Annotated in this window: 8 protein-coding genes; 4 read left to right on the forward strand and 4 right to left on the reverse strand. The window is 39.6% G+C overall.

Features of this window, described 5'->3' with window-relative positions; translation table 11 throughout:
• The 4 genes from ADS77_RS01860 to ADS77_RS01875 form a co-directional block, all read right to left on the reverse strand.
• A partial coding sequence (locus ADS77_RS01860) for an SdrD B-like domain-containing protein (protein WP_200909635.1) occupies positions 1-6581 on the reverse strand: 6581 nt, incomplete at its 3' end.
• A 480-nt stretch (positions 6582-7061) separates the two neighbouring features.
• Positions 7062-7664: a DNA-binding response regulator gene (locus ADS77_RS01865; protein WP_054452699.1), complete on the reverse strand. Its 603-nt coding sequence runs from the start codon at positions 7662-7664 to the stop codon at positions 7062-7064.
• Complete coding sequence (locus ADS77_RS01870; protein ID WP_054452700.1) at positions 7661-8773, reverse strand: sensor histidine kinase; 1113 nt, start codon at positions 8771-8773, stop codon at positions 7661-7663. The genes ADS77_RS01865 and ADS77_RS01870 overlap by 4 nt, the downstream gene beginning before the upstream one ends.
• A gap of 252 nt (positions 8774-9025) precedes the next feature.
• Positions 9026-9352: a DMT family transporter gene (locus tag ADS77_RS01875; RefSeq protein WP_054206614.1), complete on the reverse strand. Its 327-nt coding sequence runs from the start codon at positions 9350-9352 to the stop codon at positions 9026-9028.
• A 124-nt stretch (positions 9353-9476) separates the two neighbouring features.
• Here ADS77_RS01875 and ADS77_RS01880 point away from each other — a divergent pair, with 124 nt between their 5' ends.
• From ADS77_RS01880 to queG, 4 genes are all read left to right on the forward strand, one after another.
• Positions 9477-10343 (forward strand): DMT family transporter, encoded by an 867-nt coding sequence (locus tag ADS77_RS01880; protein WP_054206615.1) that lies wholly within the window; start codon positions 9477-9479, stop codon positions 10341-10343.
• Positions 10343-11038, forward strand: coding sequence for a glycerophosphodiester phosphodiesterase (locus ADS77_RS01885; RefSeq protein ID WP_054206656.1), 696 nt, complete (start codon positions 10343-10345; stop codon positions 11036-11038). Before ADS77_RS01880 ends, ADS77_RS01885 begins: the two co-directional genes overlap by 1 nt.
• A 101-nt stretch (positions 11039-11139) precedes the next feature.
• A complete protein-coding gene (locus ADS77_RS01890; protein ID WP_054206616.1) occupies positions 11140-12357 on the forward strand; it encodes a methyl-accepting chemotaxis protein in 1218 nt (405 codons plus the stop codon).
• Positions 12358-12425: 68 nt separating this feature from the next.
• Positions 12426-13559: a tRNA epoxyqueuosine(34) reductase QueG gene (gene queG, locus ADS77_RS01895; protein WP_054206617.1), complete on the forward strand. Its 1134-nt coding sequence runs from the start codon at positions 12426-12428 to the stop codon at positions 13557-13559.
• Positions 13560-13578: the final 19 nt, after the last annotated feature.

Consider the following 13578-nt stretch of genomic DNA (forward strand, 5'->3'; position numbering starts at 1 on the left):
ACACCGTCTTTATAAAGCGCAGGCTGCGTCTGCGTGATGGTATAACCACTGGCGTTTGAAGCAAATAAATTAGCGAACGTGTATTCACCCTGCGCATTCGTTTGCGTCGTTAACGAGATTCTTGAACCGAAGATATTTTTACCCGTTAAGGTAATATCGACATTCGCTAATAACGTGTCGTTACCTGCAATCGTGCCATCTTGGTTTTCATCAAAATACACACGCCCTGAAATAGTCGCTGTATCTGGGTTTTGCTCTGTGAAGTCAACAAGCTGATTGCTTGTAGAAAGCATAACAATAACCGTATCTGTTAAATCAGAGCCTGCTATAGCACCCGAGCTGTTACGCTCTACACCGTCTTTATAAAGCGCAGGTTGCGTCTGCGTTACTGTGTAACCATTGGTATCTGAGGCAAATAAATCAGCGAACGTGTATTCACCTTGCGCATTCGTTTGCGTTGTCAGATTAATGTCTGTCCCGAAGATATTTTTACCCGTTAAGGTAATATCGACATTCGCTAATAACGTGTCGTTATCTGTAATGGTGCCGTCTTGATTTTCATCGAAGTACACACGGCCTGACACGCTTGCTGTATCTGGGTTTTGCTCTGTGAAGTCAACAAACTCGTTGTTGGTGGTCAGCACAACAGTCACTATATCTGTTAGATCAGAGCCTGTAATAGCACCCGAGCTATTACGCTCGACACCGTCTTTATAAAGCGCAGGCTGCGTCTGCGTGATGGTATAACCACTGGCGTTTGAAGCAAATAAATTAGCGAACGTGTATTCACCCTGCGCATTCGTTTGCGTTGTCAGGTTAATGTCTGTCCCGAAGATATTTTTACCCGTTAAGGTAATATCGACATTCGCTAATAACGTGTCGTTATCTGCAAGTGTGCCGTCTTGGTTTGCATCAAAATACACACGCCCTGAAATAGTCGCTGTGTCTGGATTTTGCTCTGTGAAGTCAACAAGCTGGTTGTTTGTAGAAAGCGCAACGGTAACCGTATCTGTTACATCAGAGCCTGCAATCATGCCTGCACTATTACGCTCAACACCGTCTTTATAAAGCGCAGGTTGCGTCTGCGTTACTGTGTATCCATTGGCATCTGAGGCAAATAAATCAGCGAACGTGTATTCACCTTGCGCATTCGTTTGCGTCGTTAACGAGATTGTTGAACCGAAGATATCCTTACCCGTTAAGGTAATGTCTACATTGGCTAGTAACTTGTCATTATCTGTAATGGTGCCGTCTTGGTTTGCATCAAAATACACACGCCCAGACACGCTTGCTGTGTCTGGGTTTTGCTCTGTAAAATCATACGTTTTTGTAGTGCTATCTGTGATAATGATTTTGCTGATCTCATCCGTTGTATCAGAATCTTTGATCGCACCGTCACTATTTCTCTCTACACCATCTTTATACAAAGCAGGATGTACTTGCGTTAATGTGTAACCTGTTACGTCTGATGTAAGTACATTTTCAAAACGATAGTTACCTTGCGCATCTGTGGTGGTGGTTAGGGAAACACTCGCCCCTCTTGCATCTTTACCTGTGAGGTTGATAGCAACGTTTTTCAGCAATTTATCATTGGTATCGACTACACCATTTTGTTCAATATCAAGGTAAACCATTCCTTGAATAATCGCAGAAAGCAGCGTCGGAACCTCAGCAAAGTTTCTTTGTAAAAAACGTTGATTATTATTCAAACGCCCTAGAGTAATCATGTCTGTTGTGCGGCTATTTTCAAGTACCGCACCATCTTCACTTTCTAAGCCATCACTAAAATCAACGGGTTGAACTGGTTGCCTTAACGTGTAGATACCAGCACGTAAGCCATTAAATGAATAAAGACCTTGCTTATTACTTAGCGTGTTTAAAGAAACGTCTAAACCGGCTTCATCTGTACCAACTAATTCAAATTCAACACCTTCAAGACCTACTACCTCTGTAACCTCTTGCACGCCATTGTCATTTAAATCAGACCAAACAAGGCCAGCAACTTCACTCGAACCGATCTCAGCAAATAAGTGATTATCTGAGTTTCCTTGGCCTGAAATAGTAATACCTGCGATAATATCTGACTGCTCACTGTTAACAATCAACACACCTGCACGACTATCTTTACCATCTTTAAAGTTGATCAGTTCGCTTTGATCTACTTGCGATAACTGATAAACACCCGGTTCAAGATCAATGAAAGTAAACTCACCGCTGGCTGTCGTTTTTACTGTTTGAGTACCTATAATAGAGTTATCACTACGTACACCTGAAAGCGCAATAGTAATACCGCTAAGCCCTGCATCAGTTGCAGCTTGTTGAACACCATCGTTATTTAAGTCAAAAAACACTTTACCTGATAACGCTGAATCAACGGCTCTAACTGTCTCTGTATCTTCGTTATTAGTTTTATCAATATCAAAACCTTTTGTCTCAACCCAAGCATGGTTAGTTATTAGCTTAGAAGTCGGAATTTCAACTACTTTCACAGGGATTGTAACTCGCACAGAGTCACCCAAAGCAATTTCGTCAACTAGGCATATTACGCGTTGTTTAGATACTGATTCGCCGCTTTTTACAGCGTTATCAACCAAGCACAGACCATTTTCGACTGTTGGTGTACCGTTAACTTCTACCTCTGTTGGTAAAAAGTCATAAATAACATTTTCAGCACTGTCACCAGGACCCGCATTAAATACATCAATATAAAAATCAAATTCACTACCAAGCGCTACACTCGCTTGAGAAGCCGTTTTTGTTAACGCTAAATCAACGGCTACGCGAATTGATGTTTGCTCTCTCTCCTCGTTATTACCCAAGACAGGATCGCGCTCATTTGAATAAATAACTGCGTTTGTTGCACTTACTTCACCTGCTGTACTTGGACGAGATAAGACTTTAAAAAACAAATAACGGGTATATATGTTTTCTGTACTACCATTGGGGTTTTCTTTTAACTCAAGCGGCTCAAGATTATTATTTTCATTTTCTGGGCCATCACATTTTATTGTGTACTTTTGAGTAATAACCGCATTAATACTGTCACAACGTGCTGTTTGCGCCGTACATGATTTATCATTATCGCTATCACATAAAAATTGGATACGTCTATTCGCACCGGATGGAGTCATGTTAAAGTCATAACGCACACCGCTGGCTACTGACAAATCACCTTTATTATCAAATAAATACTCTAGATCAACCTTATAAACTACAACATTATCAAGTGATACGGGGAAATCACGAGGAGATGGCACCCATGCAATTGGATCTAGCACATCATTATTTTCTATTTTTAAATTTGCATCTCGTGCTTCAACAAGTAGTTCTGCTGTTTGGGTATTGTTAGATGAGTTAAGATCTTGCGCCATATTATCTGCATAAATGGTGCTAATACTTGGTAATCTCCAATCCTGTCCGCTAATATCACTTTTTGGTATAAAACGTAAAGTCACTGTTTGTACTTCATTACTTGCAAGTACACCTATTTCGCATCGTAACTGTAAGGTAACGCCATTAAAGACACACACATTACGCTGACCCAGGCGCGAAAAATTACTGCTTAAAAACTGTATTTTACGGCTAATATTTGGTTTAAATTGATGTTCTAAGATAACCCCATTGGCTTCACTCGACGCGGGATTATGGATCTCAATAGTCAATAATGATTCGTCACCTGTTAAAACTGGATTAGCAGCATAAGTTACTGCGTTAACCGCCACATCAAACCTAGGCTGTAAGGTCGTTGTTACCGCTGATTGGTTATTACTAGGATCTGTATCTGCAAACGAAGACGAGCTTACATTTACCCTGTTTGTAAGCTGATTATTAACCGTTGTAAATGGACGACTTGCTGTTATATCAAGCTCAACAAAATCACCTACTTGAAAAATTTCACCCGATGCCAATACGCATTTAATAGTGGATACCGTTTGCTCATATAAGCCACTATCGCTTCGTGAACAAGTAAATTGACTATTGCGATTACTAGTGATTGTAGTAGGGAAATCTATCGTGGTGGCAATTACACCTTTTCTCGCGATAAAAGTACCCGCAAAAGTATCAGTGATCACTAATGTATTAGCGCCATCGCCAATAATTGTGCTACCAGATAGATGTTCTGCTTTTATTGTATATGTAATTAAACGTTGATCGGCACTGAGTTGAGCTGCTTTTGTTACTTTTAAATCAGCACTTAACACTGAATTAATTGTCGCTGATGCCCGTGCAATACCAGGGAACCCACCCTCATCAATCAATGTTGCATTATTAGTTAACCCCCCTAAACCTACGGCACGAGTCGTTATAACCAACAAAGGTGCAACGCCAGATAGCCCCTCTACTGGATTGGGGGTATATAAACAACTTACCTTACCTCCAGTACCGTCACTCAACGCTTCAGAGAGTGAGCATTGCCAATCTGTACCATATTGATTATTAGCAATAAATAGCTCACCTTGAGGTAACACATCATCAACCCTGATAGTACCTCCCGTTGCTCTTTCGCCATTATTTGCAACGGTGAATTCATTCAATATTTCAGCATTTTGTGTCACTAACTGAGTATTATCTGTTAAGCGAGACTTTTTAACTTTCGTTAAACTTAATCTAACAGGATTACTAGGTTGAAACCCCCATCCTTCATATGTAAATGAATTTGCGTTAGTCAAACCATCATATGTGACTGATGCGGTATTCCTTGGCATTGCTTCACTGAATGGCGTTTTCGCTGGGATTATTACACTTATCGCATCCCTACTTGCCATGCTAGCGCTTTCACAAACAACTTGGGTATTCCCACTTACAGTACAGGACCAGTCTGAGGCGCTCGCACTCCCTCGGTTTACAGTAACAGGTCCAGCAATGGTGTAACCGTTTATTAATGTGTCAGAAATAACTACATTATTAGCCGCACCTAAACCTACATTACTTACGCTAATAATAAAGTTAAAGACTTTGCCCATCTCATTTTTATTATTCCAAGCTAAGTCTGACGTTTTTGTAATTCGAACATCGGCCTCAGAAGATAAAATTGTAAAACTAGCTGAATTAGATATTGGTGAACCTGTATCAAGGGTAAGTGTAGCGGTATTCGTATAAGGACCAGCCTGCTTTGCCTTTGTTTTTAGGGTGATTTTAACTTCTTGATCTTTCTTAAAAGATCCATTTACTGGTAAACACGTTACCGTTGGCGACTTAAAAGTACAGTTGAAGTCACTAGATACAGCACTGACAAAATCAAGGCCTGTTGGTAAGTCATCAGAGATTCGAGTAATTTGTACTTCATCACCATTGTTAATCGCGCTCAGATTAAAAGTGATCTCATCACCGATTTTAAATTGTGTAGCTCTTCCCTCTAGCGTTTTTGAAAAACTAACAAGATTAGTTTGATTACCTTGTTGCGCAGTAAACGTATGTGTAATCGTATTATTATTGGTATTTCTATCTATCGTAGATGATTCAACACTCAAAGTAGACTGATAAGCAGCAGCAATCGATGGAGTCGTTGCTGAAATAGTAAATGGAACGCTCGCATTACTCGCCAACTCACTTGTTGAACTACATCTCATTTCATTTTGGTTATTAAATGCAGAACAATTCCAATTAGGGATTTGTACAGCGGCAATATCTGTCACGCCAGCCGGTAGCCTAATAGTAAATGCAGGGTTAACCGCCTTATTTGGGCCATTATTAACAACGTTTACTCTGTAACTAAAACTATCACTGACAGTTAACCATCGCGATTCGTATCCGTCTTTATGGAATGACACAATTGACCCAGTCAAATCTGCATGCTCACTGACACTGGTATTGACTGCTCGCTGGTTATTTTCAGGCTTGATTTCTGCGGTCAAACTCTTAACGCTTGATGTAGCAGTTACCGTCCCGCTACCTACTCCTGAAAGTCGAGCATGAATTTCAAGATTTTGGCGTTCATTAGGCTCAAGCTCATCTTTTAAACAGCGAATCGTTTGCGTGCCAGAACACACCCAACCTTTTTGGGCATTAACAGACTGATTAACCCAACGTGCTGTACTAGGTAAAACATGGGTAAACTCAACCCCTTTAGCTATATCCGGGCCATTATTCTGTATCGTGATTTGGTATTTGTAGTTCTCATCCACATACACAGTGGTAGGTAACGAAACTAAATTTGTTATGGCAACATCTACACCTGCAACAATAGATGTATTTTGCGTTTCGCTGTTATTTAAGAGTTTGCCAGCATCTTCATTACTAGCTTCGATACGAACTTGAGAATCAACGATATTACCGGTCTGCGCTGATGTCTTTATCGTCAAAAGCAAGCTTTTACGTTTATCTGTAATCGATGTGCCATCAATAGTCGCCCAATTACAGATAACTTCTCTAGTCGTCAAAGTATAAGAACATGCAGTAACGTCATTTACACTAACAAATGTGGTGCTATTGGGTAGAGGGAATATTAATTTAACGTTAGTTGCAACGGTTTGCTCTGCATTTTCAAAGTCAACCTGATACCGTATATCAGCCCCCCTTGGGACTGTGGTATCAATATCTTTAAAAGTAGATATTTGTAAATCCGCAGAATATGCAAACATTGAATTAGCAAATATAAGAAATGCCAACGCCGAGTATATTATTTTTTGTAACGCTATTTTTAATAACACTAAAGCAACCTGTACCCTAAACAACCACAAAGGAAAGGTCGAAGATTGTACACATTAACGGAACTCAAATCCAGTTTAATACAACTTTATACGTAGTTTTCTAATAACGAACTTAGTTTTACTTTGTTTAGATTGATACAAATGAAATTACATAGTCGATTGTGATTACTTAGTGGACTAGTCTAAGGCTGGCAAATATTAATTTAACTATACTAAGAATCGAAAGGAGGGGTATATTTAGTATTTAACCTGAACTCTGGTTAAGATATTTATACCCAAATTACTTCAAGATGCAGAATTCAATATCTATAAAAAACAGTCTGAAACACCTCTAATGGAATAATCCAAAAACAGCCTTACGGTTGGATTTAGATGTAAATTTTATGGAACAAAAAAGCTTTGTAAATAACGTTATAACCAGCCTTTTTGTTTGGCTATACGCGCTGCATCTACTCGGTTTATGGCATTTAATTTAGCAATAGCGTCCGATAGGTAATTACGTACCGTGCCTTCACTTAAATATAATTTTTCGGCGATGTCACTTGTTTTCAACCCGTCTCCAGCAAGTTTTAATGCTTTTCGCTCCTTATCAGATAACGGATCACTGTCTTCAAGTGCATTTAAAGCAAGCTCAGAATCAATTACTTTTTGCCCTGCCATCACTTTTTTTAATGTGGCAATTAAGCTATCACTGGGTGCTTCTTTTAGTACAAATCCTTTAACACCAGCGGCCATAGAGCGGCGAATATACCCAGCGCGAGAAAACGTGGTCATAATCACCACTTTTATTTCAGGGCATTTATCACGTAACTGTTCAGCAAGTTCAATACCTGTCATTATTGGCATTTCAATATCACTGAGTACAATATCTGGTTTCAACTGAGGGATTTCTTGCATTGCAATTTGCCCATTCGCGGCTTGACCTATGACCTCAATGCTTATATCTAAGCTAAGTAATGCAGCGACAGCACCAAGAACCAGCCCTTGATCTTCAACTAAATAAACTTTAATCATAACGTCACCTCATACTCTCTAACCAAAGGTAGAATAATATTCAAACTAAAACATTCCCCAGTTTCTATATTAATTAAACCTCCAAGCTGTGATGCTCGCTCCTTAATACCATTGAGGCCATTGCCCTTGTTTACTTTTTCACACAGGTCATAATTTACAATATTAATTTCTAACTGCTCCTCGCTTTGCTTTATGTATATAGCACAACGTTTATTTTTACTATGGCGTAGGAGGTTGGTCACCGCTTCTTTGATTATCAAACTAGCAATACCCTCAACTTTAACTGGTAACTTATTTATATCTATATGTAAATCAACATCAAAACCTTGCTCATTTAAACGCTCCATCAATGTAGCTACCTGATTGCTTATATTTAGCTGCTTTAAATCACTCACCGCACTTCTTACATCACTTAATAATTGCCTTGCAAGCTCAGCAACTTGTTCAATTTCGCTATTTGCTTGGGGATACCGCTGAGCTTGATTGAGCTTACTGGCAAGTTCAGCTTTTAGCGCGATAGAAGATAGTGAATGACCTAAAATATCATGTAAATCTCGGGCAATTCGTTCTCGCTCAGCAATAGCGGCTAGCTGCTCTAACTGCTTCGCGCTTTCTTGTTCTCGCTGCTTGTAAGTACGCTCTTTTTGCCCTGCAAAACCAAAGGTAAATAACGCGACACTTAAAATAATTGCAACGCCTAGAAAATATTCAGGGCCATGTGAATCAATTACATAGGCACTGCATATAACACCAACAATGACAGATAAACCCGCAGCTAAGCGAGACGTTTTTGTAAAACAAAACCCGGCAATATAAGCTGTAAATCCAAAAAGTGTAGATGTGCCAGATGTAAAAAAACTGGCTCCGACACATACCGTAAGCATAGCGATAAACAAGGCAGTGACGTTAGTGTTCGCACAATTAATTGCCTTAATATACAAAACTATAAATGCGCAATAAAAAAGCAATGTTGCCGTAATATTCAATACACTTAATTGCTCAAAATTAAAAAATGTGGGTAATAGATAAAAACCTGTAAATAATAGTGGCCCCCAATTCCAAAACTGTTTGATTCTACTTTGCAAAGCCAAGCTTGTATGTGTACTCATAAATGTCCTTTATAATCCCTAAAACCGCACCACATAATATTACTTAACCTGAACTCGGGTTAAGATATTTACTAACGTATTGATTTAATATTATAAAAACTTACTCAACTCTCCAGCCGGAGATTTTCAGGGATAACAAGGCGAATTTACGCGTCAATAGCTGGTCTATTGCAAGTAAATTCAACGTAGTTAGCGTTGAAAATAGTCACTGGAGATAGATTTATTATCCCGAGTTTAGGTTACTTACAGGTTTTATACGGTGTGAATTTTTAACCCAATAATACCTATCAATATTAGCCCTATACATCCTAACTGAATCAACGATATTGACTCCTTTAGCCACAACACACTAACAATACTTACACCCACAGCACCTATTCCAACCCACATTGTATAACTTATGCCTAAGGGCAGTGACTTTAAAGCAAAGGACAAAAACGCAAAGCTTGCCCACATCGCTGCAAATGTAATAATACTGGGCCATAATTTGGTAAAACCGTTTGATTGTTTCATGGCTAAAGCCCAAACAACTTCGAAAAGACCAGCAATAAATAAACTAAACCATGCTGCATTATTCATAGACCCCCCTTGTATACATTACAAAAATCTGACGCTTTAACTATCGCTATTAATACACAGCGAATATAGTGTAAATTGTCATGAAATAACCTGACATTTGTCACTAAAACAAAAAAGGAGTTATATGCAGCCCCAACAACAAAGCTTGATCTATTTACATATTGCGGTTCTATTGTTTGGAGGCACTGCACTCTTTGCTCAACTTATCAACCTTAACGCATTAGACATTACGGTTTACCGCGCTGCGATTGCTGGCGTTGCCATTTTGTTATTATTGCTGTGGCAAAAAAAAGCCATCAAACTAAATGCAACTAAAGATTATGCTATTGCCCTTTTTTTAGGTGTTGCCGTCGGGCTACATTGGGTTACCTATTTTGCAGGAATGCAAATGGCAGGTATCGCGATAGGTATGATTGCATTTTTCACTTACCCAGTGATTACCGTCTTTATTGAACCTTTTTTCAATCAATGCAAACCAAAATTAACCGACCTACTCAGCGCCTGCGTAGTTATTTTTGGTATTTATTTACTTATTCCTGATGCTGATATGGGGGGGGATATAACACAAGGAGTCTTAACAGGTGTTGTATCTGCGTTTTTCTTTGCAATTAGAAATATCATACATAAGCGTTATTTTAGTCAATATGGCGGGCCACAAACCATGTTTTACCAAACATGTGTAGCGAGCATTTTATTGTGTGCTTTTATAGAAGTGCCAGTGATAGAAATACCATCTTATGATTTAGGGTTATTATTAGTAGCTGGGGTAATCTTTACAGCGACCCCACATTCATTATTTGCAGCCAGCCTGCAATACTTATCAGCTTCAACAGCAGGGCTGATCTCGTGCTTGCAGCCTTTATATGGCACATTTTTAGCTTTTCTATTATTACATGAACAACCTTCATTGCTGACCTTGCTCGGCGGAGCTTTAGTGATCAGCGCGGCGTTTTACGAAACATGGTCTGTTACACGGAAACACACATTATGATAAAAGTTTTTGCCCACCGTGGCGCCAGCGGGAGCTACCCTGAAAATACCAAAAGTGCTATTCAAGCAGCTGTTGAAATAGACGTCGATGGCATTGAAATTGATGTACAAAGTTGTCTTGATGACTATTTGATTATTCACGATACCTGGCTCGATCGAACCACTGACGGCAATGGTAAAGTAAATAAATTAACTCGCGAACAAATACAAAAATTTGATGCCGGTAACGGTCAACAGGTACCTACATTACAACAGGTAATTGATTGGGTTAACAATAAAACGCTACTCAATTTTGAGTTAAAACACACCTTTTCTCTCGATAAATTTGTTGATCTTATTGAAGGTAATATTGCCGCAAATAAACTGTCTCAAGACAATATATTAGTCTCTTCGTTTGATCATCATCAACTCATGTGGCTTAAACAAAAATTGCCTTGGATAAAAATAGGCGCTCTAACAGCCTCAATCCCTATTAATTACGCTGAATTTGCTCAGCGTTTGGGTGCATCAAGTATTCATATTGATAAAAATTTTATTAATCATACCTTTGTTGCAGATGCCAAGCAGCGAGGGCTGCTTGTTTACGCATATACTGTTGATAAGCAAGAAGATATAGAGCTTATGCTCGAATATGGCGTTGATGGCGTTTTTACTAACTACCCATGTAACACTAAAATGATTTTAAATTCCCTCTAAATTAGAGGTATTATGGACTGCTATTCGTCCTATATTCTTGAATTATAGCCGATTTGAACGATACTGAGTAAAACTCCATGCAACAGCCAAACGGACCATTGATGAGTGGGTATATGCGCATTTATAACTTTCTAGAACAAACTTTCTTTTTTACCTTAACACGTAAGATCATTGGTAACCTTAGTTTTGTCTTTGCTTTCCAAGCTATTACATTACTTTGGCTGTATAAAAGTCTTACTACGCAAGACGCAGATCAAGGAGCATTCTGGCTGCTTACCTGCGTTATTGTTGCCGGATTTACATTCACTATCTTTTATATGCGTTTTTTAATTGTTCGCCCTGTTACGGCCATGCGTGATACGTTAAAGCAAATAAACCGTCAAGATGCCAACTTAACTGAGCAGTTGCCACATTTTACATACGATGAATTTCGCGAAGTCAGTGAGCAATATAATATGTTTACGGCACACTTAAGTGAATTACTCGCAACCACCTACGAAAGCTCACAAGCGAGCGCGCAAAGTAACACGCAAGTAACTAAATCAATGCAACATACCGTACAGTTAAGCGAACAACAGATAGACTTTAGCCAAACAATTACCGCGGCAAGCAATCAGATAACAGATAGCTTACAAAGCATAGTGACAAACACTGACAGTGTTCATCAAGTAAATGCCGAACACTTGAATTTCGTTACCCACTCAGCTCAAGAACTCACTGAGCTTGTTACCCAAGTCAAAGCAATTAGCCATGTATTGGGCAGCTTTTCTAAAACCATTTCAGGATTAAAACAAAACAGCGATAATATTCGTAGTATATTAAAAATGGTCGAAGAGTTTTCAGATCAAACCAATTTACTGGCACTAAATGCCGCTATTGAAGCCGCTCGCGCAGGCGAAGCTGGCCGTGGTTTTGCAGTAGTAGCCGATGAAGTGAGAACTTTGTCTGTTAAAGTCAGTGATGCTACCCGTCAAATCAGCGATTTTATTAATCAAATGGATGCTTTAGTAGGCAAAACAAATAAAGAATCTGAGCAATTGGTTGGTTACTCTCATCATGCTGAAACAACAATAAGTAAAACGTCTCATGGATTTACTGACCGACTCGTTGAATTTGAACACAACCAGCAACAATTGCAGCAAATTGTCAGCGCCGTGCACTCACTGGAGCAAACACAAAACGAAACACACCAGTCAGTTGAGCAAATTGTTGAATTAGGCTCTCAAGCTAAAGCGCAAATTGATGTAGCTTTAGGTGATTGCAAATTATCACAACAACTGAGCGAACAAACTCAACACCAGCTAAAGCGCTTTGTTTAATCTGTCGTGATGTTCTCACACAAATGTGCTAAATTACGCGGCCATTTTACAACCATGACTATACTCACGTGACGAGCCAATCTCCAGATTACAATGAACTTGCACAGCAGATTAAGCTTTGGGGCCAAGAACTTGGTTTTAGCGAGGTCGGCATTACCGATGTAGACCTAAGCAAGCATGAGGCACAACTGCAACGCTGGCTTGACTTGGGTTATCACGGCGATATGGAGTATATGGCTGCCCATGGCATGAAGCGCGCGCGTCCTGCCGAGCTTGTTCCTGGTACACAGCGAGTCATTTCAGTAAAAATGAATTATTTACCTCCCGATGCCAGTTTTGCAAAAAACCTTAAAAATACCGATAAAGCATATATTAGCCGCTATGCACTTGGCCGTGATTATCATAAGTTAATGCGCAACCGCATTAAAAAATTGGGTCAAAAAATAGAGCAGCATATTGGTCAATTTGGTTACCGCCCTTTTGTTGATTCAGCCCCAGTATTGGAGCGCCAACTAGCTGAAAAAGCAGGGTTAGGTTGGCAAGGAAAGCACAGTTTGTTGATCAACAAGGAAGCTGGTTCGTGGTTTTTTTTAGGGGAGCTATTTGTTGATATTCCTTTACCCATAGACAAACCGAATGAGATCGAAGGCTGCGGAAAATGCGTGGCATGTATCACATTATGCCCAACAGGCGCCATTGTAGAGCCGTATGTTGTTGATGCACGTAAATGCATATCGTATTTAACAATTGAGCTACAAGGGCCTATCCCTGAGCAATATCGTCCACTGTTAGGTAATCGTATCTATGGGTGTGATGACTGTCAGCTGGTGTGTCCATGGAATCGCTATGGCCAAATTACCGATGAGGCCGACTTTCATCCTCGCACACAACTTAAAGACCAAGACTTAGTTAGCCTATTTAGCTGGGACGAAGTAACTTTTCTAAAAAACACAGAAGGCAGCCCAATTCGTCGTATTGGGCATGAACGTTGGCGTCGTAATATTGCCGTAGGGTTAGGTAATGCACAGTTTAACCAAGCGATAATCGACATACTCTTAATAACTCGCGAAACGTCCAGTGACTTGGTCAAAGAGCATATTGATTGGGCGCTTACACAACAAAAATCAAAACAAGATAAGCTATTAAGAAAAACAGCACGCCTTATACGTATTGTAGAAAAAGGCCTACCAAGAGATGCCTAGGCCAATATCAAAAAAGCAA

Source organism: Pseudoalteromonas porphyrae (genome assembly GCF_001298125.1).
Lineage (GTDB): Bacteria > Pseudomonadota > Gammaproteobacteria > Enterobacterales > Alteromonadaceae > Pseudoalteromonas > Pseudoalteromonas neustonica.